Source organism: Arthrobacter sp. 01N442 (assembly GCF_056399345.1).
This window is the reverse complement of sequence record NZ_JBFTRD010000001.1, coordinates 204,293-225,672: the sequence shown is the minus strand read 5'-3', so window position 1 is coordinate 225,672 and position 21,380 is coordinate 204,293. Positions and strand designations below refer to the sequence as shown.

Here is a 21,380-nt window from a genome sequence, read left to right as displayed (position 1 = left end):
GCCGGTTCCTATTCGAAACCGGAGCGGGTGGCATCGTCGAGCGGGGTCCACCACGTCAGCGGCGGCACGATCTTGAACCGCCGGCCGGTGAGCGAATCCGGTGTGATCCGGACGAAGTGGTCTTTCTTGCCGGCCTGCCACGGGAACAGCAGCAGACCCACCGTGTCCAGGATCTCCTCCTGGTTCTTGACCGCGGCGGCCTGGCCCTTGACGACCACGCTCCAGGCGATGCCCCTGTCCGCATCGACGCCGTCGGCCTCCACCGCTACCGCCGTGTCGCCGGTCGCGGCCTGCAGCTTCGTGCCTTCCGCGGTGCGGAAGACGAGGGTTCCGTGGTCCACCTTGTAATTGATCGGAAAGATGTCTGGATGGTCATCCACCCACACGGCCATTCGGCCCACTGTGACGCTGCGCAAGAGCCGCCAGCACTCGTGGCTGTCCAGATTTTCGACGTCGTGGGGCTGGCCTGCTGCCGGTTTCGGATCGGTGCTCATGGCGCCGAGCCTACGTCAGCCGGGGAGGACCGGGCTAGGGCATAACGGCCCGGCGGCGTAATAATCCGCCAATTCCGTGGGTCTGATCGGAACGTATCAGGGTATTCTGGCAACACGTCATCGGCGCGGATGGACGTGGTGAGTATCGGGGGACTGATGGAATCTGTCGATGAGGGCCGGGAGACTATCGGCTCCGGCACTACGAAAGTAGAAGACCTGCTCAAGGACTTCGTTTCTCACGGCGGTGAGCTGTTGCAGTCCCGCGAGCGGATGGCCGGACTGCTCGAAGCAGTCGTCGCCCTCGCCGAAGACCTCAGCCTCGACGCCGTCCTGGAACGGGTGGTGCAGTCGGCCTGCCACCTCTTGCGTGCCCGCTACGGGGCGTTGGGCGTCATGGGCGACAACCGGGCCCTGAGCCATTTCATCACCGTCGGCATTGACGAGGAGCTCGCCGCCAAGATCGGTTTGGTGCCCTCCGGCAAGGGCGTGCTCGGCGTGCTGGTCACCACCCCCCAGCCGCTGCGGCTGCACGACCTCGGCCGGCACCCGGAAGCCGTGGGATTCCCCGAACACCACCCGCCCATGCGGTCCTTTCTTGGCGTTCCCATCCGGGTCCGCGACACCGTCTTCGGAAACCTGTACCTGACGGAGAAAGAGGGCGGAGGGGACTTCAGCGATGAGGACGAGGAACTCGCGATGGCGCTGGCCGCGGCCGCTGGGGTCGCGATTGAGAACGCCAAGATGTACGACGACTCACGGCGCCGCGCGCGCTGGCTGGAGGCGTGCATGGATGTCGCGGGGCTGATGCTCGGCGATGACCGGGACTACACGGTGAGCGGGCTCGATCCCATCGCAGCCCGGGCACTGCGGGAGTCCGAGTCCCAGCTGGCGCTGATTGTCGCCCCTGATGCGTCCGGGCCAGGCTACATTGTGGCGGGTGCTGCGGGGGAGCGGGCGAGGGAGCTCTCCGGGAAGCCGTTGGCGCTCGATTCGCCGGAACTGAGGGAAGTGTTTTCCGGTGGCGAACCGACCATTGTGGAGGATTCCGCCGCCGTGCTGGAGTGCACCGAGTGCGGCCCGATGGGACCGTTGCTCGCCGTCGCGCTGAGCACCCAGGGCGCGCACCACGGCCTCCTGCTCCTGGCCCGCGGCCCGAACGGCCGCCGTTACGCCCGCACCGACATCGAGATGGGCGCGGTCTTCGGCTCGCACGTGGCCCTGGCCCTGGAACTCGCCCGTGTGCATCGGCTGCGCGAAGAACTCCTCGTCTTCACGGACCGGGACCGGATCGCCCGGGACCTGCACGACCTCGTCATCCAGCGGCTCTTCGCCGCCGGGCTGAGTGTCCAGAGCCTGACCCGGTTCACCAAGGACGAGCTGGCGACCGAACGGATCCGCAACATCACTGGCGAATTGGACGAGGCGATCCGCAGCCTGCGGGACACGATCTACTCGCTCCGGAGCAGCAGCGGAGAAACCGAGCTGCTCAGCGGCAGGATCCGGCGCGTGACCCGGAGTTCGGCCAAGTCCATGCCCTTCACCCCGCGGCTGACACTGACCGGCCCGGTGGATGCCGTCACGCCGGACAAGGCGGACAACGTGGTGGCCGTGGTTTCGGAAGGCCTCAGCAATGCGATCCGGCACTCCGGCGCTGACGCGATCTCGGTGTCCGTGGCCGTCGTGAAAGGCCAGGTCACGGTCGTCATCACGGACAACGGCTCCGGCTTCGACGACAGCCAGGAACGCAACGGCCTGGCCAACCTGGAAGACCGTGCGCGGATGCTGGACGGCGAATGCACCATCACGACGGCGCCGGACGCCGGCACCAGCGTGGAATGGTCCGTGCCGCTCTAGCCGCGGGAACCTTCTGGCTGGTCCTTCTGGCGCGTACTTCGTCAGTGGTTGCTGTGTTGCCGCCCGGCGTCGGCTGCCGAGCCGTTGGCAGCCGTGCCCGCGCCGGCCGGGCTGGCAATGAAGACGGCGGCCTGGGTGCGTCGCTCGAAGCCCAACTTCGCCAGCAGGGACGAAACGTAGTTCTTGACCGTCTTTTCGGCCAGGAACATCTCAGCCGCGATCTGGCGGTTCGTGAGTCCGCCGCCAACCAGTTCCAGCACCCTGCGCTCCTGCGGCGTGAGGGAGGTCGTGCGCGGATCCACTTCTTCGGTTTCGACCAGGCTCTCGACGATCCCGGCGGCCACGCCGTCCTCGAAGAGGGATTCGCCAGCCGCGGCACGGCGCAGCGCACCGATCAGGTCGGTGCCGCCGATCTCCTTCAGGACGTAGCCCGAGGCGCCGGCGAGGACAGCGCCGCGCAGGGCCTGCTCGTCGTCGAAACTGGTGAGAATGATGCAATTCAACGAAGGATCGACGGAGCGTACGTCCCGGCAGACCTCAATCCCGGTGCCGTCGGGCAGCCGGGCATCCAGGACACAGACATCCGGATGCAGTGCCGGTATCCGGCGGGTGGCTTCCACGGCGGAGCCTGAGCTGCCGACCACGAGGAAACCCTCGCCCTCCAGCAGTTCCTGCAGGCCGCGGCGGACCAGCTCGTGGTCGTCGAGGATGAACACACGGATGACAGCCGGATGGCCCTCGGTTGCGGTGAGACCGGCATCTGCCCAGGCAATCATGTTTCTCCTGTCAGGACGCCACTGCCGCCTCGCGTTCCACGGAGCTCCCCAGCTCGCGTCGCAGGTATGCAGCAGACCACGCCCGTCCATCTTGTGCGGAACCCTGGTTGCTGGTTCCTGAATTGTGGTGGAGTCGTACTTTCTATTGTGGCCTCCGGCGGCCTGCAAATGGTGCGGGACCCGAATATTTCTTCGCCGTGCACAGAGCAAGTCTGCGGCCGCCCGGGGGTCCCGGGCAAGGGCCGTTCGGCCTACGGCGCCGGGGCGGCCGGGCCGCCGTGACTTTCGGCCCTAGCCGACGGACCCGGGCGCCGGAATCCTTGGAGCTACTGCCACGGGGGCACCACGAAAGGGACCAGCCATGAGCGACGCTACCGGCATCCGGACCATCCTGGTTGGAGTCGACGGATCGGACGCCTCGGTGGAGGCCCTCCGCCAGGCGCAGCGGCTGGCCCTCCCGCTGTCGGCGAACCTGGTGGCGATGGCCTGCTGGGACGTTCCTCCGGTCTACGACGGCTACGTCGCCATGGGCATCAACGACTTTGACGTCCGCGCCGGGGAGATCCTGCAAGAGACCGTAGTGAAGGCCTTCGGCGAAACCACCCCCGCCAATGTGGAAACACGGCTGGTGCAGGGGCACCCGCGCCGGATGTTGCTTGAGGAGAGCCGGAACGCGGACCTGCTGGTGCTGGGCAGGCGCGGGCACGGCGGCTTCGGCGGCCTGCTGCTCGGCTCCGTCAGCTCGGCCCTCGTGGCCCACGCGCACTGCCCAGTGATGGTGGTGCACGCGCCGGCAAAGCACCAGCCGGCGAAGCACTAGCCGGCCAGCGTCAGCGGGGCCGACAGGGTTTAGGCGGCGGTTACGGACCGCCGCGACTACTCGAAGGAGGCACGCCTCGGGTCTGCCAGCCGGGTGTGCCACACATCCGGGTTGTTGACCTTGAAGCGGCGCCCGGTCAGGGCCTTCGGTGCCAGCCGGACGTAGTAGTTTTTTTCGCCGGGTTGCCACGGCTCGAGGAGCAGCTCGTCCACCGCATCCTTGTCCGCTTGGTCCTCAATCAGCTGGGCCTCGCCGCGGGCGACGACGCTCCAGGCGGTCTGCTCGTGGGAGTCATAGCCGTCGATTTCGAAGGCAACCGGCTTGGCCGTGATGGCGCCCCACAACTTGGTGCCGCCGGCGGTGCGGAACACGATCGAGCGGCGCTGCAGGACGAAGTTCACCGGAAAGACCTCGGGGTGGCCGTCCACGATCAGCGCGATCCGCCCGACCACTTCGCTGTCGAGCAGCACCCAGCACTGGTCGATGGAGAGCTGGAAATTTGGCGGAGGCGTCGTCGTAGTCACAGCTCCACGTTACGGACGGGCCCCGAGGCCCATTAGGGCCATAAGGCCCGTGGCGCAGCCGCGCACGCGCCGCTAGCGGGCGAGGGACCCGCCGACCCCACAGCAGGTATTACCAGGGGCTCGGCTTGTAGTCCTTGAGGAACACGCCGTACTGGTCCTCGCCGGACTCGCCCATGACGATGGGGTCGTAGACCCGCGCCGCGCCGTCGACCAGGTCCAGCGGGGCGTGGAAGCCTTCCTCCATCAGCCGGACCTTTGTGTAGTGCGGCCGCTCGTCGGTGATCCAGCCGGTGTCGACGGCGGTCATCAGGATGCCGTCGGACTCCAGCATTTCCTTGGCGCTGGTACGCGTCATCATGTTCAGCGCGGCCTTGGCCATGTTGGTGTGCGGGTGCCCGGGTCCCTTGTAGGCGCGGGAGAACTGGCCTTCCATGGCGCTGACGTTCACGATGTACTTCCGCCGTGCCGTGGAACGCTTCATCGCCCCGCGCAGCCGGCTCACCAGCAGGAACGGCGCCGTGACGTTGCACAGCTGCACCTCGAGCATCTCCAGGGGATCCACCTCGTCCACCACCTGGGTCCAGCTGTTGATGGTGGCGAGGTCCGGGACCAGGCCGCCGGCGTCGATCGCGGTGCCCGAAGCGATCCGCTCCAGCGATGCCGAGCCGGTCGAGAGCGCCAGTGAGGTGATGGCGTCGCCGGCCAGGACCGGGTGGTCCAGGACCGAGCTTGCCAGGGCCAGCGGGTGCTTGTCGTGGGCGTGGCCGAACGTGACCAGTTCTGGTCCGCCGTTGGCCGCCTGCAGCTCCGCCGGCAACGGCTCGTCCTCGGCGTCGACCAGTGGCTTGTAGGCGTTTCCGGAGCGCCGCACCGTCTGGGCGGCGTTGTTGATGATGATGTCCAGCGGCCCCGCGGCGTCCAGTGAATCCGTCAGGGCCATGACCTGGGAGGGGTCGCGCAGGTCGATGCCCACGATCCGAAGCCGGTGCAGCCAGTCGGCACTGTCCTCCATCGCGGCGAAGCGCCGGGCGGCGTCCTTTGGGAAGCGGGTGGTGATCGTCGTGTGGGCGCCGTCGCGGAGCAGCCGCAGGGCGATGTACATGCCGATCTTGGCCCGGCCGCCGGTCAACAGGGCGCGCCGGCCGCTCAGGTCCGTCCGCGCATCGCGCTTGCTGTGGCTGAAGAGTGCACACTCCGGGCAGAGCTGGTGGTAGAACGCATCCACCTGGGTGTAGTGCTGTTTGCAGATGTAGCAGGGCCGGGACCTGATCAGGTGGCCGGCGACTTCCCCGGTGGCCGAGGTGGCCAGCTTGTTGCCGCGGGTCTCGTCGTCAATCCGGTCCGGCGCGGCCGTCGCGGTCTGGGCGATGACGGCGCGGTCTGCCTCGGCGATCAGGTCTCGCTTGGTGACCCGGCGGTGCCGCTTGACCGCCTTGAACATCTTGCCGGTCGCGCGGCGGACCGAGACGTAGTCCGGGTGCTCCTCGTCGTAGACGTGGATGCTGTCCAGCACCTTGAGGCAGGCCGCGATCTCGGCGGAGGTCAGTTCGGCTGGCGCCGGGGCGGGGACGGCTGCCGCCGGCTCGGCAGCGGCCATCGGATCGGAGGCCGGCACGGGGGGCAGATCGGAGGAGCTCATTGGGCCAATTTTACAGCCCGGCCAGGGCCCGTCCGAACGTCGGCCTGCGCAGGGGCCGGGCCGGGAGCCGGCAAACGGTACCCGGCGCCGGTCTCCTGCTCAGTACGCCTTGGTGGAGGTGCTCCCGGGAGGCTCGAGGCCGACGGCGGCGGCGTGCACTTCGCCGACCTTCTCCACGGACTCGCGCCCGGCCGGCCAGTTCTCGGTGGCGGTCTTGACCGCATCCGGCACCAGGTACAGGTTGGCCGCGGAGAGCGCGCGTTCGGCGTCTCCCGGCTCGGGGACCTCCTGGCCCTTGGACAGGACCGTGATGCCGGACTCGGTGACCTTGAACCCGCGCGCACGGTCCAGTTCGGGGTCCAGGCCGATCGCCGCGCCGGCGGGGATGCGGACGTTTTTATCGACGATGGCGCGCTTGACCACGGCGCCCGCCCCGACCTGCACCTTGTCCATCAGTACCGAGTCGAGCACCCGGCTCGCGGTGCCGACGTAAACGTCGTTGGAGAGCACCGAACCTTCCACGATGCCGCCGGAGATGACCACACCGCTGGCCACGATCGAATCCAGCGCCGTGCCCACCGTGCGGCCCTCGCCGCGGACGAACTTGGCCGGCGGGGAGATGCTCTGGCGCGTGTAGATCGGCCACTCCGAGTTGTACAGGTTGAAGACCGGCACGGGGGAGATCAGGTCCATGTGGGCGTCGTAGAACGAATCGATGGTGCCGACGTCCCGCCAATAAGTACGGTCACGTTCGGTGGAGCCGGGGATGTCGTTGAGGGTGAAGTCGTACACCCCGGCCTCGCCCTGGTCCACGAAGTAGGGAATGATGTCGCCGCCCATGTCGTGCTTGGTGTCGAGCCTCTCGGCGTCGACATGCAGCGCTTCGACTAGAGCGTCAGCGTTGAAGACATAGTTGCCCATGGACGCCAGGAACTGGGTCGGGTCCGCGGCGAGCCCGGGCGTGGAGGAGGGCTTCTCCACGAAGGCTGCGATCTTCTCCGGGTTCTCCTGGTCCACCTCGATCACGCCAAACTGGTCTGCCATATGCAGCGGCTGCCGCACGGCCGCGACCGTCGCCTTGGCGCCGCTGGCGACGTGCTGGGCGACCATCTGGGCGAAGTCCATCCGGTAGACGTGGTCCGCGCCGACCACGACGACGATGTCGGGATTGGCGTCGTGGATCAGGTTAAGGGACTGGTAGATGGCGTTGGCGCTGCCGAGGAACCAGCTCTTGCCGACACGCTGCTGGGCGGGCACGGACGCGATGTAGTTGCCGAGCTGCGTGGACATTCGCCACGTTTCAGAAATGTGCCGGTCAAGGCTGTGGGATTTGTATTGCGTGAGGACAACAATCTGCAAATACCGGGAATTCACCAGGTTCGAGAGAGCAAAATCAATGAGCCGGTAACTTCCGGCAAACGGAACGGCGGGCTTGGCCCGGTCGGCCGTCAACGGCATTAGCCTATTTCCCTCGCCACCTGCGAGGACTATGGCCAAGACTTTCTTCTGCTGCGGCATGTGATCGCTCCTGAACGCCTTTGGTGCTCCCCAAAACTGTCCGGTGTGCCCGGACCTCTTCACACTAGAACAGATCAGCCGGAACGACTACCTTGGGGGTTGTGCGTATAGACATTGTGACCAAGGAATTCCCGCCCGAAATCTATGGGGGCGCCGGCGTCCACGTGGCCGAACTCAGCCGGGTACTGGCCCAGAAGGTGGACCTGCAGGTGCGGGCCTTCGGGGCGCCGCGTGATCCGCAGTACCACGGGGCCACCGTGACGTCCTATGCCGTGCCGGAGGACCTGGGCGGCGCCAACGCCGCCGTGCAGACCCTCGGCGTGGACCTGAGGATCGTCCCTGACATCGCCGGGGCGGACCTCGTGCACTCGCACACCTGGTACGCCAACATGGCCGGCCACATCGCCTCGCTGCTGCACGGCATCCCGCACGTGCTCAGCGCCCACAGCCTGGAGCCGTTACGGCCATGGAAAGCCGAACAGCTCGGCGGCGGCTATGCCCTGTCCTCCTGGGTGGAGAAGACCGCCTACGAATCCGCCGCGGCGATCATCGCCGTGTCCGAAGGCATGCGTCAGGACATCCTGCGCAGCTACCCCGAGGTGGACCCGGCCAAGGTCCGCGTGGTCCACAACGGCATCGACGTCAGCCTCTGGAACCGCGATGAGGATGACGACGTGCTCCGCGCCCTCGGGATTGACCCGGAGCGGCCCAGCGTGGTCTTCGTGGGCCGCAACACGCGGCAGAAGGGTGTCCCGTACCTGCTGCGGGCAGCCGCCAAGCTCCCCGCCGACGTCCAGCTGGTGCTTTGCCTCGGCGCCGCGGACACGCCGGAACTCGCCGCGGAGACCGCCCGACTGATCGAGGAACTGCAGGGCCAGCGCAGCGGCGTGATCCTGGTGGAGCGGATGCTCCCGCGCCGGGAGCTCATCCAGGTCCTCAGCCACGCCACCGCGTTCGCCTGCCCGTCCATTTACGAACCCCTCGGGATCGTGAACCTGGAAGCGATGGCCTGCGGCGCAGCCGTGGTGGCCAGCGCCACCGGCGGTATCCCGGAGGTGGTCCAGCACGGCGAGACCGGCCTGCTCGTGCAGCTTGAACAGGTCACCGACGGCACCGGCACCCCGCTGGATCCGGAGAAGTTCGTCACGGAATTTGCCGCGGCTCTCACGGAGGTGGTCTCCGACCCGGCGCGTGCCCGCGCGATGGGTGAGGCCGGCCGGCGCCGGGCCGAGGAGCACTTCTCCTGGGAATCCATCACCGAAACCACCCTTGAGGTGTACCGCTCGGTCCTTCCGCAGTAGTCACGCCAAACGACGACGGCGCCGCCCCGGCTAAGGGGGCGGCGCCGTCGTCGTTTAGTGCAGTCGTTTAGCCGCGCTGGGTCTTGGCCGACTTCGCGGTGCCTGACTTCGCCTTGCCGGACTGGGCCTTGCGGGCGAGCAGGATCTTCTCGTCCACCGCCGCGTGGCCGGTGGCGCGCTGCTGGCGGAAGAACTCCCTGGCCTCATCCTGGCGGGTCTTCTCGGCCCCGGTGGCGATCGCGGCGCGGAGGTGCTCCGGGCCGAAGCCGAAAGCGTCCACCAGGTCCAGGGCGTGCGGGCGGATCTTCACGAGCAGCCGGTTGATGTACTCACCCACGGTGCGGGCCCGCTGCATCGAGAGCCGGCCGTTCATCAGGTACCAGGACAGGTTCTTCTCGATCAGGGACAATCCGAACAGGTCGCGCAGCCAGGTCAGGACCTTCTTGGTGCCGGGGTCCGTGACCTTGCCCAGCGCCTCGGTGAAGGCTTCCCACTGCAGCAGTTCGGCGTGCGCCTGGGCCGCCTCGATGAGTTCGTGCTGGTGGCTGTTGAACAGGGCTGCGGCCTGGGCCTGCGGCAGCTTGTTCGCGCCCTTGAGCGCCGAACCGACCTCCGCCACCATGGCCTGAACGCGCTCGGTCAGCAGGGCCCGCTGGCCGGCCTCATCCTTGATCGCGCTGGCGGCCTTCTGCACCGAACCGGAGTCAGCCACGAACTGGGCAACGCCCCGCAGGCCGGTCCGGTGGATGGCGGCCCCGGTCGCCTGTCCGACGACGTAGCGGGCCAGCACGCCGAAGTCCACGTTGCGGAACTCCTTGGCGTAGTCGGCCAGCAGGCGTTTCGCGACGAGCTGCAGCAGCACGGTGTTGTCGCCTTCGAAGGTGGCGTAGACATCAAGGTCGGCGCGCAGCGAGGCGAACCGGTTCTCGATTAGGAAGCCGGCGCCGCCGCAGGCCTCGCGGCACTCCTGCAGGGTGTCCAGGGCGTGCCAGGTGCTCAGCGGCTTGAGCGCCGCGGCCAGGGTCTCGAGATCCTGGCGATCCTCGTCGGTGTCGTTCCGGCCGGAGAACACGTCGTCGAACTTCTGCAGCAGCTGTTCGCTGGCGAAGCTTGCCGCGTAGGTGGTGGCGAGCCGGGTGAACAGCCGGCGCTGGTGCCGCTGGTAGTCCAGCAGCACCTCCTCGTCCGTGGCGGAGGAGGCGTTGAACTGGCGCCGTTCGGAGGCGTACTGGATGGCAGTTTTCAGAGCCAGCTTGGAAGCAGTCACGGCAGCGCCGTCGAGCGAGACCCGGCCCTGCACCAGCGTGCCGAGCATGGTGAAGAAACGGCGGCCCGGGCTGGCGATAGGGGAGGTGTAGGCGCCGTCGGCGTCGACGTTGCCGTAGCGGTTGAGCAGGTTGGTCCGCGGGATACGCACGTGGGTGAAGTGCAGGCGGCCGTTGTCGATGCCGTTGAGTCCGCCCTTGACGCCGTCATCTTCGCCGCCGATGCCGGGTAGGAATTCCTTGGTTTCCGGGTCGCGCAGGTCCATGTAGAAGGCGTGCACGCCGTGGTTGACGCCGTTGGTGATCAGCTGGGCGAAGACGACGGCGGCCAGGCCGTCGACAGCGGCGTTGCCGATGTAGTCCTTCCAGGCGGCGCGGAACGGCGTGTGGACGACGAATTCTTCGGTGGCCGGGTCGTAGGTGGCCGTCGTGGCGATGCTGGCGACGTCCGAGCCGTGGCCGGTCTCGGTCATGGCGAAGCAGCCGGGGATGTCCAGGCTCATGATGCCCGGCAGCCACTTCTCGTGGTGTTCCTCGGTGCCGAGGTGGTTCACGGCCGAGCCGAAGAGGCCCCACTGCACGCCGGCCTTGATCTGCAGCGAGGGGTCGGCAATGACGAGCTCCTGGAAGCCGGCCACATTGCCGCCGTGTTCGTCCGCGCCACCGAGCGCCACCGGGAAGGCGCGGTGCACGGCGCCGTTGTCGACGAGGACCTTGAGCTGGCCGAAGACGCGCTGGCGGTGCTCGGTGTGGGGCAGCCCCTCGGTCTTGTACAGTTCCGGCCGGCCGGCCAGCTCCCGGGACTGCCGGCGGATGTCGGCCCACTTGCCGAGCAGTTGTTCGCCGAGGGCGGCGACGTCGACGGCGGGGGCTCCGGGGGCGGAACTTGCGGCGGGCGAGGTCCGGGGCTCGGGGGCCGGGGAAATGAGACGGCCCGCGGGGCGGTCGGCGAGTTCAGTCATGTCGATTCCTTCGTTGGCACTGACATTGCGGTTCTGGCAGTTGGGATTTATATGGTTGGTTTTTCGGGCAGTTGGTGGCGGCGCCGATGTTGGCTAGGGGACCGGCGGTTCTTGGAGTTCGGGCGCGATGCCGAAGCAGAGCCAGTCGGTGATCTGCCGGGCCATCGCTTCCTGGTTGGGCTTGGCGGGGGAGTCCGGACTGGCCAGCCACTGTTCTCCGGCGTTCCGGACCAGTCCGATCGCGGCGTTGGGCCAGTAGCCGATCACCGCCTCCTTGCCGGGGACGGCGCGCAGCTGGTTCCGCATCGGCAGCGCGATCATCTCGCTGATCGCCGCGAAGAAATGCCCGAGCGCCCCGGCCGCCGCAATGGAACCGTTCTGGCTCTCCGCTTCACCCGGCGCATACCGGGTAACGAAGGTGTACACATTCGGGCTGGTCTCGGCCATTTGGAGGTATGCGGACACCATGGCATAGAGCCCCTCGCGCGGGGTCTGGGCGCTCTGCGCGGCCTCCTGGATGCGCCGCTGCATCTGGTTCAGGACGACCTCGCCCACGGCCTGCTGAAGGCCTGCCTTGTCCCCGAAGTAGCGATAGAACACGGATTTGGAGGTTCCGGCAGCTGCCGCGATGTCCTCCATTGAGGCTTCGCTGCCCAGGGCGTGCACCGCCTTCCGGGCCGACTTGATCAGCTCGCGGCGGCGTTCCTCGCGGTGGGACTGCCAGCGGGAGGTCCGTCCATCGACGACGGCACTGACGGGACCGGGCGCCGTGCCGCTACCGGCACGGCCGCCGGCGCTGCCGGATGCGCTGACCGGTCCGGGAGGTTCAGCCTGGAGGATGTTCACGATACCCAGCGTATCAGGTACGCTGGGTATCAGTAATCCGCTTTGATCAAAGGAGAGAGCCCATGCCTGAAAACGGAACCCCCGCGACCGGTCCAAACACTGCCGCAGCCGCGCCGGCCGCAGGATCAGCCGCAGCGTCACTCCGCAAGGCCGTGGTGGTCGGCGGCAACCGCATACCGTTCGCCCGTACCGGTGGCGCCTACACCAAGTCCTCCAACCAGGACATGCTCACCGCCGCGCTGGACGGGCTGATCGCACGGTTCGGCCTGCAGGACGAGCGGATCGGCGAAGTTGCCGCCGGCGCCGTGCTCAAGCACTCCCGCGACTTCAACCTCACCCGCGAAGCCGTGCTCGGCTCCGCCCTGTCGGCCGAAACCCCGGCCTACGACCTGCAGCAGGCCTGCGCCACCGGCCTCGAAACCGTGCTGGGCCTCGCCAACAAGATCAAGCTGGGCCAGATTGACTCCGCCATCGCCGGCGGCGTTGACTCCGCCTCCGACGCTCCGATCGCGGTGAGCGAAGGCCTGCGCGAAATCCTGCTGGACCTGAACCGCGCCAAGACGCTGCCGCAGCGGCTCCAGGTCCTGAGCCGGCTGCGGCCCAAGGATCTCGCCCCGGATGCGCCCAACACCGGGGAGCCCCGCACCGGGCTGTCCATGGGCGAGCACCAGGCGCTCACCACGGCGCAGTGGAAGATCACCCGTGAAGCCCAGGACGAACTGGCCTACAACAGCCACCGCAACCTTGCCGCCGCCTACGACGCCGGCTTCTTCGACGAGCTCCTCACCCCGTACCGCGGCCTCAGCAAGGACTCCAACCTGCGGCCCGACACCACGCTGGAGAAGCTCGCGGGCCTCAAGCCGGTCTTCGGCAAGAACCTGGGGGCAGAAGCAACCATGACGGCGGGTAACTCCACCCCGCTCACGGATGGCGCCTCCACCGTGCTGCTCGCCTCGGAAGAATGGGCCGACGCCCACGACCTGCCCAAGCTGGCCACCGTGCTCGACGGCGAAGCCGCCGCGGTCGACTTCGTCCACGGCAAGGACGGACTGCTGATGGCTCCGGCGTTCGCCGTCCCACGGCTACTGGCCCGCCACGGCCTGAGCTTCGATGACATCGACTTCTTCGAAATCCATGAAGCCTTCGCCGGGACCGTATTGAGCACCCTGGCCGCCTGGGAGGACGAGGAGTTCTGCCGCACCCGGCTTGGCCTGGACGGCCCCCTCGGCAGCGTCGACCGTGCCAAGCTCAACGTGAACGGCTCCTCGCTCGCCGCGGGCCACCCGTTCGCCGCGACCGGCGGCCGCATCGTGGCCTCGCTGGCGAAGATGCTGCACGCCAAGGGACAGGTGGACGGCCGTCCGGCCCGCGGGCTCATCTCCATCTGCGCCGCCGGCGGCCAGGGCGTCGTCGCTATTCTCGAAGCACACTAGGGGGAACGGATGACTGACAAATACACCCAGTTCGTGAGCCGGGGACTCGGCAAGGACATCGCCAAGAAGCTCGGCCTGCCGCAACCGGTGGTGCTCCGCCGGCACCGACCCGGCCAGCCGCTGGTTCAGGGACCCGTCCTGGTCCAGGGATCCGGCAGCGGCGCCGACGAACTCGCCGCCACGCTGCTGTCCTGGAACCTGGACGTTCGGCGCCATGCCGTGCCGCGGGAGAAGCTCGGCGCGATCATCCTGGTGCTGGACGAGGCGGAGCGGCCGGAAGATCTGGAAAAGCCCGTGCTCAGCGCAGCGGCCTCGCTCCGTGACCTCGCCCCGAACGCCCGCGTGGTCACCGTCTCCCGCGCCGCAGCCGGGACGGAGGATCCGGCAGCCGCAGCGGCCCGGCAGGGCGTCGACGGCCTGTTGCGTTCGCTCGCGAAGGAACTGCGCGCCGGCGCCACCGGCAACGGCATCCTGCTGGCCGACGGCGCACGGACCACGAGCCCGAGCGCCCTGGGCGCCCTTCGGTTTTTCCTCTCCGGCCGCTCCGCTTTCGTGGACGGCCAGTTCCTCACCGTCTCTTCCGACGCCGGTGAGCTTCCCGCCGACGCCGAGAAGCCGCTCGCCGGAAAAGTCGCGGTCGTCACCGGAGCGGCCCGCGGGATCGGCGCAGCCATCGCCCGCACGCTGTACCGCGACGGCGCCACCGTCGTCGTCGTCGACATTCCGGCCGCCGGCGACCACCTGGCGAAGGTCGCCAACGAGGTGCACGGCACCGCCCTGCAGCTGGACATTAGCCGGGAGGATGCCGGCCAGCGCATCATCGACCACGCCGTGGAGCGCCACGGCCGGCTGGACATCCTGATCCACAACGCCGGCATAACCCGGGACAAGCTGCTCGCCAACATGGACCAGGGCCGCTGGAGTTCCGTGATCGCCGTGAACATCGCCGCGCAACTGCGGATCAATGAGGCGCTGCTGGCTTCGGAACACTTCCGGCGCACGCCGCGGATTGTCTCCGTCGCCTCCACCAGCGGCATCGCCGGAAACCGGGGCCAGACCAACTACGCCGCGTCCAAGGGCGGGGTGATGGGCATGGTCCGTGCCACGGCGCCGCTGCTCGCAGCGCACGGCGGCTCCATCAACGCCGTCGCACCGGGCTTCATCGAAACCGAAATGACGGCCAGGATCCCGTTCGCCACCCGTGAGGTCGCCCGCCGGCTCAACTCGCTGCAACAGGGCGGACAGCCCGGGGACGTGGCTGAAGCCATCGCGTTCCTCGCGAGCGATGCCGCCGGCGGCATCTCCGGCGAGGTGCTGCGCGTCTGCGGGCAGAACCTGGTGGGCGCATGAGCGGTCATCAGCCCGTCATCCTGGGCGAGATGCCGTCGCTTTCCAAGCTGTACCTCAACGCTGCCGCTACCGCCGCGCGCCGGCGGGTCTTGGGGGCCCACGCGGGCACCGAGCTGCCCGGCTGCAGCCATGAAGTGCGCGGCGTCACGGCCGGGGTCACGAACCTGACGGCATACCAGCACCTCATCGGTGAGACCGCCAGCGACGTGCTCCCGGCGGGATTCATCCACGCACTGGCGTTCCCGCTGTCCATGTCCGTGATGAACCGGGACGATTTTCCGCTGCCGCTGCTGGGGATGATCCACCTGACGAACAAAGTGGTCCAGAGTGCTCCGGTGCTTTTCACCGAGGCGCTGGATATCCGGGCCTGGGCGGAGAACCTGCGCGGGCACCGTGCCGGGACCCAGCTCGATATCGTGGCCGAGGTGCGCGGGGCGGGGGAGGACTTCGTCCGCTGGCGCGGCGTCTCCACCTACCTGGCGAAGGGGATGTTCCTCCCCGGGATCGACAAGCCGTCAGCCGCCACCGCGCCGGAGCCTTTCAGCGCACCGAATCCGACGGCGCTCTGGCAGCTTGGCGTGGATACCGGCCGGGCCTACGCCTCCGTGTCCGGTGACTTCAACCCGATCCACCTCAGCGTGCTCAGTGCGAAGGCGCTGGGTATGCGGCGCTCCATCGCGCACGGCATGTACCTCGCTTCCAGGGCCCTCGCCGACGTCGGCGCAGCCAAGGGCGACGCCTTCAGCTGGGACGTGGCGTTCGAGGCGCCGGTGTTCCTGCCGGCCAGGGTGGCGCTGGACATCAGCACGGTTCAGGACGACGACGGCGGGTGGCTGCGCTCCGACTACGTGGCCTGGAGCCCGCGTTCGGGGCGGAAGCACTTCAGCGGATCCGTGGCGTCGCTGAAATAGCACGCTCGTGCGCAGACGACGGCGGCCGCCCCGGGAAGACCGGGGCGGCCGCCGTCGTCTATGCGGGCGGAGCGCCGGTTCGGCAAGTTTGGCCCGCGGCAGGTCCTGCGGCAGCACCTGTCGGGTATTGTGCGGAACGGGCCCGGCTCGACTTATAGCCTGGACTGCGACTCACCGAGGCAACACGCCACCCGCGAGCAAAGGAGCTCCCGATGACCGAAGACATGGCTGGAAGTTTGCGAGTCCTGGGCACCCTGGGGAGCACGAACGGCAGGGGCTTTGTCCGGCTTGAGGCCCGGTTGGACACCGGGATCGGCGGGCTCTGGTCCGCCCTCACAGATCCCCGTCGTCTCTCCCGCTGGCTCGGCGAGGTGGCAGGCGAGCTACGCCAAGGCGGGGAGTTCAGCGCGCACTTCTTTGCCAGCGGGTGGGAAGGGAGCTGCCGGGTTGAACTGTGCGAGCCGCCGCAACGACTGCGGTTCCACGCCACCTCGCCCGGCGAACCGGACTCGGTCATGGAAGTGACGCTGACCGCCGACGGCGACCAGACCGTCCTGGTCCTTGAGGACCGCGGGCTGCCGCTCGAGCAAGTCGCCGCCTACGGGGCAGGCGACCAGATCCACCTCGAGGACCTCAGGGCTTACCTTGCCGGCGGCGGACCGTGCGACGCGCGAGCCCGCTGGCAGGAATTGCACCCGGCATACCAGGCCCAGGCCGCGAATCTGGCCTAGTCCGGCCGCGGATCCTTCTTGCTCCTGCTGGTGGCAGCGGATGAGGGTTCGCCGTCCCCGGCACCCGGCTCCGCGGTACCTGACGTGGCAGTGCTGGCTTTAGCAGGGTCGGATTTCGTCTGGTCGGATTTTGTAGCGTCGGATTCCGCAGCAGCTGATTTTGCGGCGCCTGATTTTACGACCCGCAGCATTCGGTGGAGGCTGAGCAGGATTGACTCGACGGCGCTGGGGGCGCCGGCTGACAGGTCCTCCTCGGCGACCCTCGCGGTGAAAGCCTGGACCGCGGCGTCGGCCTGCTCGACGAGCTCGGTCTGCCGTTGCGGTTCCTCCTCTTCGGCGGCGCGCAGCACGTCACCCACCAGGGTCATGGCTTCGGAGAGCGGCTCGGCGTACCCGTCCGGGATGACGAAGGGGGTGTCTTCGGCCCAGATGACATCCGAGAGGACCTGGGTTACGTCCTGGACATGGAAAGTTACCCTTTCCAGGTCGCGCAAGTCGCGGTAGTCCGCCTCCACGTCACGCGGATGCAGCCGGCGCCGCGGATTGGCCTGACGGCTCGCGTCCGCCTTCTGCACGGCCGCGCGCACGGAGCGGGCGCGGCCAGCGAGCGCCTCGGAGCGGCGGGACCAGTCCTCGTGTTCCGGCGGCCAGTTTTCGCGCAGTGCTTTTCCCATGTCCCAGAGCTGTTGGGCCAGGGCCAGCCGCAACTCGGCCAGGCTGAGGGCCGCCGCCTTAAAGTGCAGCGGCGGGAAAACGAGCAGGTTCACCACAATCCCGACGCTGACGCCGACGCCCATCTGGAAGAGATAGCCGAACGAGAACTTGTCCGGGTTGTGGCCGCCAACCAGCAGCACCAGCAGGGCCGCCGTCGGGATCCAGTCGCTGCCGGAGCCGATTCGGGGCAGGCCGGCCAGGATGACGCCGAGCCCCATGACGATCGCGACTGTCAGCGGCGAAGGGTCTCCGAGGCTGAAGAGCATGAAGGCCAGTCCGACGCCGATTGCCAGCCCGACGAGCGTCTGGAATCCCTGCCGCATGGAACCCGAGACGTTCTCGTACATGGCAACGAGGGCGCCCAGCGGGGCGTAGTACGGATAGTCCGCCGCGGACCCGGGCATGAAGGGGGCGATGGCGAAGGCCACGCCGGCCGCGATGGCCGCTTTGGCGGCCAGCTGCAGCCGGGGCCACAGCAAGGCCGCAGAGATGCTCCCGGTCACCGCTCGCCACAGTTTGTGGACCCAGGTGGGCCGGCTGCCGGCGTCGTGTTCTTTTGTAATTGCCATCCCGGCTCACCCTAGGTCCGCGGCTTTGCTGCTACAAGTGGACGAACCCCGCGGCGGCTCAGCCGCGGGCAGCGCACGCTTTCCGGACCGCCGCGGAGAGCCGGTGCGCGCGGCCATCGGTGCGGCCCTCCTCGCTGCGCCGGGGAACGTAGCCGAAGCCGATCCCATAGCCGGGATCGGCGAAACCCAGGGCGGCGTTGGCGCCCTCGTGGCCGAAGGCGAGGTGGCTGCCGAAGTCGCACCCCGGCTGCGGCTTCATGAAGACGACGGCGAAGGCGTTGTCCTGCCCCGATGAGCGGTCTAGGCCCCACACCTGCTCCTCGGCCATCAGCTCTATGGTCCCAGGCGTTAGGAAGGCGGGCCGGCCGTCCACTCCGGTGGTGGCTGCGGCGTAGAGCCGTGCCAGTCCTTCCGCGGAGCCGATCCCGCCGGCGCTGCTCATGCCGCCGGCGCGGACCACTCGGTGGTTCGGCAGCTCCATGATGCTGCTGACCGGTGCGTTGCTGTTCAAGCCGGCTTGGCTGAGTGGATCCAACCATGCCTCGGGATCTTCGGTGTACAGCACCTCGCGGAAGCGTTGCTCCTCTTCGGCGGGCAGGCCCAGGAAGAAGTCGATGCCAAAGGGAAGGCGCAGACGCTGATCAAAGAGTTCCTGCAGCGGGGCCCCGGCAACCCTCCTGCAGAGTTCCTCCATCAGGATGCCGATGGTCAGCGCGTGGTAGCCGAAGGTGGTTCCGGGGCGCCACGCCGGGGCGGCGGCGGCCAGGCGGCGGGCGGCTTCCGGCGTCGGGAACTCCGCCAGCGCAAAGCCGCCCGGAATCCCGGGCAGCCCCGCCTGGTGCGAGAGGGCTTGCCGGACGGTGAGCCTGCCCTTGCCGTGCACGCCGAACTCCGGCCAATAGGAGGCCATGGTGGCATCCAGGTCCAGCAGTCCGTCCTGCACCAGCAGGGCGATGACGAATGCTGCGGCGCCCTTTGAGCACGAGTAGGTGCCGGTGATGTCGCCGGGGCGCAGTCCGGGGCCTCCGCACAGGTCCAGTACTTTGGACCCGGCGCGGTAGACGGCCAGCTGGGCGCTGTATTCCGGGTCTTCCGCCAGGAGCGTGTCGAAAAGTTCACGGACTTCAGTGAATTCGGGGGCGGCCATGCCGGCGGAGCGGCCCGGACCGGCTGTGGGGCCCGCGACGGGCTGGGTGGATGGATCCATGGCCACCACCCTAGCGCCGCCGTCGGTGCCGGACGCCGGCGCTGCTGCTTAGCCGGCGCCGTGTCCGACGGCGACCTCTTCACCGGCCCGGACAGGCCCGGGAGGTGTGCCGTTGCCGAAGGGCCGGCCGCCGAGGGCCTCCCGGCCGTGCTCCGTCAGCCAGTTTTCCAGCGCCGGACCCTTCGGGACGATGCCGGTGGGATTGATGTCCGCATGGACGATGTAGTAGTGCTGCTTGATCTGGACGAAGTCGGTGGTGTCGCCGAAACCGGGGGTCTGGAACAAGTCCCGGGCATAGGCCCACAGCGCCGGCATTTCGCTGAGCTTCTGGCGGTTGCACTTGAAGTGGCCGTGGTAGACGGCGTCGAAGCGTGCCAGCGTGGTGAAGAGCCTGACGTCCGCCTCCGTGATGGTGTCGCCCACCAGGTAACGCTGTCCCGTGAGCCGTTCCTCAAGCCAGTCCAGCGCCGTCCACAGCCGGTCATACGCGGCATCGTAGGCCTCCTGCGAACCGGCGAAGCCGCAGCGGTAGACGCCGTTGTTGACCTCAGTGAAGACCCGCTTGTTGACGGCGTCGATCTCCTCCCGCAGGGCTTCGGGGTAGAGATCCGGAGCGCCTTCGCGATGGAACTCGGTCCACTCGGTGGAGAAGTCCAGGGTGATCTGCGGGAAGTTGTTGGTGACCACGGCTCCGCTGGGCACATCGACGATCGCGGGGACGGTGATGCCGCGGGGGTAGTCCGGGAAGCGGCGGAAGTAGGCTTCCTGGATCCGCTCAATACCCAGGACCGGGTCCTTGCCGCCGGGATCCAGGTCGAACGTCCAGGAGCGGGCGTCGTGGGTGGGGCCGGGCTGGCCGAGCGAGATGGAATCTTCGAGTCCGAGGAGCCGCCTCACGATCACGGTGCGGTTCGCCCACGGGCAGGCACGCGCCGCGACCAGCCGGTAACGGCCGGCTTCCACCGGCCAGCCGGGCTCGCCATTGGCCCCGGGGGTGCCGTCACGGGTGATTCGGTCCTCGATGTAGTTGGTGTCCCGGGTGAATTCCGCGCCGCCGGTCACGTAGGCGCCCCGGGTGCTGAAGGCCGGGTCGTCGGTGTGTGTCGTGTTCATGGTCCCAGCCTATGCCGGGAAGGGACCCACACCCTTTTGCAGCGTCACGAACACCGGTGCCATCGGCTGCCAGGCGAACCACCATGAGGCGCCCACCACTGCGGCGAAGAGGACGATCCAGACGGCTGCGGGGACGTGCGTCGCCTTTGCCAACAGGTATGCGTCCGACGTCGAGAGCCGGTTACGGTGCCTGAGGTGAACGGCCGCCAGCTTGCCGAGGTCCCGGACGGCGGCCACCAGCAGCGCGAGCCCCAGCCCGATCATTACGTGGCCGATAAACACCGCCGGTACAAACAGGACCAGTAACACGGCCGCGAGTACCGCCCCGGCCGTGATGAGGACACCGACGCCGTTGCGCAGGAAGACGAACGAAAGCAGCAACACCAGCGTGCCAACCGACATCGCCGCCGGCCCCCAGCCGTTGAAACCGGACCAGACCATCGCCGCGCCGACGACGGCAGGGACGGGATAGCCCCAGAACGTCGACCAGACCGCGGCCATGGGGCGCCGGCTGTAGCTCGTGGTGGTGCCCGAATGGTCCAGGCTCAACCGGATGCCGCCCAGCCGCTGGCCGGTCATGAGGGCGGCAAGGGCGTGGCCCAGTTCGTGGGTGACGGTGGCGAGCAGGCCAAAGTACCGCCAGCTGGCCCGTGGCAGCGACAGCGCGACGGCGACGGCCACCACCAGGAGCAGTTCGGTGCCGGTCACCACCGGGGCGGCAGCGTGGCTGAACCCGCCCACGATCCGGCCCCACCAGGTGCCGGCCAGGTCGTCGGCGGCGAAGGCTGCTGACTGAATGTTCATCGGGGACTTTCACGCTTCCCCGGGATGCCCGGCCCGGCGGAGTGCCGGATGCAGTAGGGCGTCCAGGGCCTGGCCTCCAGCCTGCCTTCGGCTATCGGACCGCCGCAGACTTCGCAGACGCCATAGCTTCCGGCATCAATCCGGGCCAGCGCGGCTTCGATTTGAGCGAGGCCCGACCTGCTCTGTTCCAGCAGCGCGGAGGCCTGGGAGAGTTCGAAGGCGATCGTCGCACCCTCGGGATCGTGCTCGTCGTCGACGTTGGAGTCCTGGCGGGCCGCATTCACGGATGTGATGTCCCGGCGCAGTGCGGGCAGGAGGGCAAGCTTCCGCTCGCGCTCCTGGTTGAGGAGGATCCGGAAACGTTCGACGTCGACCATAGGGTGCAAGGCTAGCGCGGCCGGCCGGGAAGCGACGAAACTGCCCACGGCGGCAGCACGTGTTCCCGCAGGCGGGCACACACGTTTCCGTTGGGCCGAAGGGCCTGTTCCCTGGAGCCGGGCCGGCCGTACAGTTGGATCAGGCTCAGCGGGGCCAGGGTTCCGCACCGCC

The 21,380-nt window shown here is 68.3% G+C and carries 19 protein-coding genes; 7 read left to right on the top strand and 12 right to left on the bottom strand.

Annotated features, from left to right (window positions below; all coding sequences use genetic code 11):
• Nucleotides 1-8: 8 nt before the first annotated feature.
• Nucleotides 9-494, bottom strand: a complete 486-nt coding sequence (locus AC1DNC_RS00990; protein ID WP_476860707.1) for a pyridoxamine 5'-phosphate oxidase family protein — start codon at nucleotides 492-494, stop codon at nucleotides 9-11.
• 156 nt (nucleotides 495-650) lie between these two features.
• Here AC1DNC_RS00990 and AC1DNC_RS00985 point away from each other — a divergent pair, with 156 nt between their 5' ends.
• The gene (locus AC1DNC_RS00985) at nucleotides 651-2,348 is read left to right on the top strand and encodes a sensor histidine kinase (RefSeq protein ID WP_476860706.1); all 1,698 of its coding nucleotides are present in this window, start codon (nucleotides 651-653) and stop codon (nucleotides 2,346-2,348) included.
• 41 nt (nucleotides 2,349-2,389) lie between these two features.
• Here AC1DNC_RS00985 and AC1DNC_RS00980 read toward each other — a convergent pair whose 3' ends face one another.
• Entirely contained in the window at nucleotides 2,390-3,124 is a 735-nt protein-coding gene (locus AC1DNC_RS00980) for a response regulator (protein ID WP_476860705.1), read from the bottom strand.
• A gap of 361 nt (nucleotides 3,125-3,485) precedes the next feature.
• Between AC1DNC_RS00980 and AC1DNC_RS00975 the strand changes: the two genes are divergently transcribed.
• On the top strand, nucleotides 3,486-3,944 hold the full coding sequence (locus tag AC1DNC_RS00975) for a universal stress protein (protein ID WP_476860704.1): 459 nt from the start codon (nucleotides 3,486-3,488) through the stop codon (nucleotides 3,942-3,944).
• 56 nt (nucleotides 3,945-4,000) lie between these two features.
• On the opposite strand, the gene AC1DNC_RS00970 is transcribed toward AC1DNC_RS00975, so the two are convergent.
• From AC1DNC_RS00970 to glgC, 3 genes are all read right to left on the bottom strand, one after another.
• Nucleotides 4,001-4,468, bottom strand: a complete 468-nt coding sequence (locus AC1DNC_RS00970; RefSeq protein ID WP_476860703.1) for a pyridoxamine 5'-phosphate oxidase family protein — start codon at nucleotides 4,466-4,468, stop codon at nucleotides 4,001-4,003.
• A 109-nt stretch (nucleotides 4,469-4,577) separates the two neighbouring features.
• Nucleotides 4,578-6,065: an SDR family NAD(P)-dependent oxidoreductase gene (locus AC1DNC_RS00965; RefSeq protein WP_476860955.1), complete on the bottom strand. Its 1,488-nt coding sequence runs from the start codon at nucleotides 6,063-6,065 to the stop codon at nucleotides 4,578-4,580.
• Between the two features lie 141 nt (nucleotides 6,066-6,206).
• Nucleotides 6,207-7,625 (bottom strand): glucose-1-phosphate adenylyltransferase, encoded by a 1,419-nt coding sequence (glgC, locus tag AC1DNC_RS00960; RefSeq protein ID WP_476860702.1) that lies wholly within the window; start codon nucleotides 7,623-7,625, stop codon nucleotides 6,207-6,209.
• A 101-nt stretch (nucleotides 7,626-7,726) separates the two neighbouring features.
• Between glgC and glgA the strand changes: the two genes are divergently transcribed.
• Nucleotides 7,727-8,926, top strand: a complete 1,200-nt coding sequence (glgA, locus tag AC1DNC_RS00955; RefSeq protein WP_476860701.1) for a glycogen synthase — start codon at nucleotides 7,727-7,729, stop codon at nucleotides 8,924-8,926.
• 67 nt (nucleotides 8,927-8,993) lie between these two features.
• Here the strand turns inward: glgA and AC1DNC_RS00950 are convergent, their stop codons facing one another.
• On the bottom strand, nucleotides 8,994-11,153 hold the full coding sequence (locus AC1DNC_RS00950; protein ID WP_476860700.1) for an acyl-CoA dehydrogenase family protein: 2,160 nt from the start codon (nucleotides 11,151-11,153) through the stop codon (nucleotides 8,994-8,996).
• Between the two features lie 93 nt (nucleotides 11,154-11,246).
• Complete coding sequence (locus AC1DNC_RS00945; protein ID WP_476860699.1) at nucleotides 11,247-11,999, bottom strand: TetR family transcriptional regulator; 753 nt, start codon at nucleotides 11,997-11,999, stop codon at nucleotides 11,247-11,249.
• Between the two features lie 62 nt (nucleotides 12,000-12,061).
• Here AC1DNC_RS00945 and AC1DNC_RS00940 point away from each other — a divergent pair, with 62 nt between their 5' ends.
• The 4 genes from AC1DNC_RS00940 (at nucleotide 12,062) to AC1DNC_RS00925 (ending at nucleotide 16,424) form a co-directional block, all read left to right on the top strand.
• A complete protein-coding gene (locus AC1DNC_RS00940; RefSeq protein ID WP_476860698.1) occupies nucleotides 12,062-13,432 on the top strand; it encodes an acetyl-CoA C-acetyltransferase in 1,371 nt (456 codons plus the stop codon).
• 9 nt (nucleotides 13,433-13,441) lie between these two features.
• Nucleotides 13,442-14,782 carry a 3-oxoacyl-ACP reductase gene (locus tag AC1DNC_RS00935; RefSeq protein WP_476860697.1) on the top strand — a complete coding sequence of 447 codons (1,341 nt, stop codon included), beginning with the start codon at nucleotides 13,442-13,444 and terminating at the stop codon, nucleotides 14,780-14,782.
• Nucleotides 14,779-15,693, top strand: coding sequence for a MaoC family dehydratase (locus AC1DNC_RS00930; protein WP_476860696.1), 915 nt, complete (start codon nucleotides 14,779-14,781; stop codon nucleotides 15,691-15,693). Before AC1DNC_RS00935 ends, AC1DNC_RS00930 begins: the two co-directional genes overlap by 4 nt.
• Before the next feature lie 212 nt (nucleotides 15,694-15,905).
• Nucleotides 15,906-16,424 carry an SRPBCC family protein gene (locus AC1DNC_RS00925; RefSeq protein WP_476860695.1) on the top strand — a complete coding sequence of 173 codons (519 nt, stop codon included), beginning with the start codon at nucleotides 15,906-15,908 and terminating at the stop codon, nucleotides 16,422-16,424.
• Here AC1DNC_RS00925 and AC1DNC_RS00920 read toward each other — a convergent pair.
• The 5 genes from AC1DNC_RS00920 to AC1DNC_RS00900 are packed head-to-tail and all read right to left on the bottom strand — an operon-like array spanning nucleotide 16,421 to nucleotide 21,208.
• Nucleotides 16,421-17,707, bottom strand: coding sequence for an FUSC family protein (locus tag AC1DNC_RS00920; protein ID WP_476860694.1), 1,287 nt, complete (start codon nucleotides 17,705-17,707; stop codon nucleotides 16,421-16,423). The genes AC1DNC_RS00925 and AC1DNC_RS00920 overlap by 4 nt on opposite strands.
• 58 nt (nucleotides 17,708-17,765) lie before the next feature.
• Nucleotides 17,766-18,914 (bottom strand): serine hydrolase domain-containing protein, encoded by a 1,149-nt coding sequence (locus AC1DNC_RS00915; protein WP_476860693.1) that lies wholly within the window; start codon nucleotides 18,912-18,914, stop codon nucleotides 17,766-17,768.
• Between the two features lie 48 nt (nucleotides 18,915-18,962).
• On the bottom strand, nucleotides 18,963-20,027 hold the full coding sequence (locus AC1DNC_RS00910) for a glutathione S-transferase family protein (protein WP_476860692.1): 1,065 nt from the start codon (nucleotides 20,025-20,027) through the stop codon (nucleotides 18,963-18,965).
• A 9-nt stretch (nucleotides 20,028-20,036) separates the two neighbouring features.
• Nucleotides 20,037-20,831 (bottom strand): M50 family metallopeptidase, encoded by a 795-nt coding sequence (locus AC1DNC_RS00905; RefSeq protein WP_476860691.1) that lies wholly within the window; start codon nucleotides 20,829-20,831, stop codon nucleotides 20,037-20,039.
• Entirely contained in the window at nucleotides 20,828-21,208 is a 381-nt protein-coding gene (locus AC1DNC_RS00900; RefSeq protein ID WP_476860690.1) for a TraR/DksA family transcriptional regulator, read from the bottom strand. The genes AC1DNC_RS00905 and AC1DNC_RS00900 overlap by 4 nt, the downstream gene beginning before the upstream one ends.
• Nucleotides 21,209-21,380: the final 172 nt, after the last annotated feature.

Bases quoted from the DNA above. Each gene is read 5' to 3' on its own strand.
- glgC (WP_476860702.1), bottom strand. From the start codon at position 7,625: ATGCCGCAGCAGAAGAAAGTCTTGGCCATAGTCCTCGCAGGTGGCGAG.
- AC1DNC_RS00905 (WP_476860691.1), bottom strand. From the start codon at position 20,831: ATGAACATTCAGTCAGCAGCCTTCGCCGCCGACGACCTGGCCGGCACC.
- AC1DNC_RS00950 (WP_476860700.1), bottom strand. From the start codon at position 11,153: ATGACTGAACTCGCCGACCGCCCCGCGGGCCGTCTCATTTCCCCGGCC.
- AC1DNC_RS00965 (WP_476860955.1), bottom strand. From the start codon at position 6,065: ATGGCCGCTGCCGAGCCGGCGGCAGCCGTCCCCGCCCCGGCGCCAGCC.
- AC1DNC_RS00975 (WP_476860704.1), top strand. From the start codon at position 3,486: ATGAGCGACGCTACCGGCATCCGGACCATCCTGGTTGGAGTCGACGGA.
- AC1DNC_RS00985 (WP_476860706.1), top strand. From the start codon at position 651: ATGGAATCTGTCGATGAGGGCCGGGAGACTATCGGCTCCGGCACTACG.
- AC1DNC_RS00910 (WP_476860692.1), bottom strand. From the start codon at position 20,027: ATGAACACGACACACACCGACGACCCGGCCTTCAGCACCCGGGGCGCC.
- AC1DNC_RS00980 (WP_476860705.1), bottom strand. From the start codon at position 3,124: ATGATTGCCTGGGCAGATGCCGGTCTCACCGCAACCGAGGGCCATCCG.
- AC1DNC_RS00990 (WP_476860707.1), bottom strand. From the start codon at position 494: ATGAGCACCGATCCGAAACCGGCAGCAGGCCAGCCCCACGACGTCGAA.
- AC1DNC_RS00940 (WP_476860698.1), top strand. From the start codon at position 12,062: ATGCCTGAAAACGGAACCCCCGCGACCGGTCCAAACACTGCCGCAGCC.
- AC1DNC_RS00915 (WP_476860693.1), bottom strand. From the start codon at position 18,914: ATGGATCCATCCACCCAGCCCGTCGCGGGCCCCACAGCCGGTCCGGGC.
- AC1DNC_RS00925 (WP_476860695.1), top strand. From the start codon at position 15,906: ATGACCGAAGACATGGCTGGAAGTTTGCGAGTCCTGGGCACCCTGGGG.
- AC1DNC_RS00900 (WP_476860690.1), bottom strand. From the start codon at position 21,208: ATGGTCGACGTCGAACGTTTCCGGATCCTCCTCAACCAGGAGCGCGAG.
- AC1DNC_RS00930 (WP_476860696.1), top strand. From the start codon at position 14,779: ATGAGCGGTCATCAGCCCGTCATCCTGGGCGAGATGCCGTCGCTTTCC.
- AC1DNC_RS00935 (WP_476860697.1), top strand. From the start codon at position 13,442: ATGACTGACAAATACACCCAGTTCGTGAGCCGGGGACTCGGCAAGGAC.
- AC1DNC_RS00920 (WP_476860694.1), bottom strand. From the start codon at position 17,707: ATGGCAATTACAAAAGAACACGACGCCGGCAGCCGGCCCACCTGGGTC.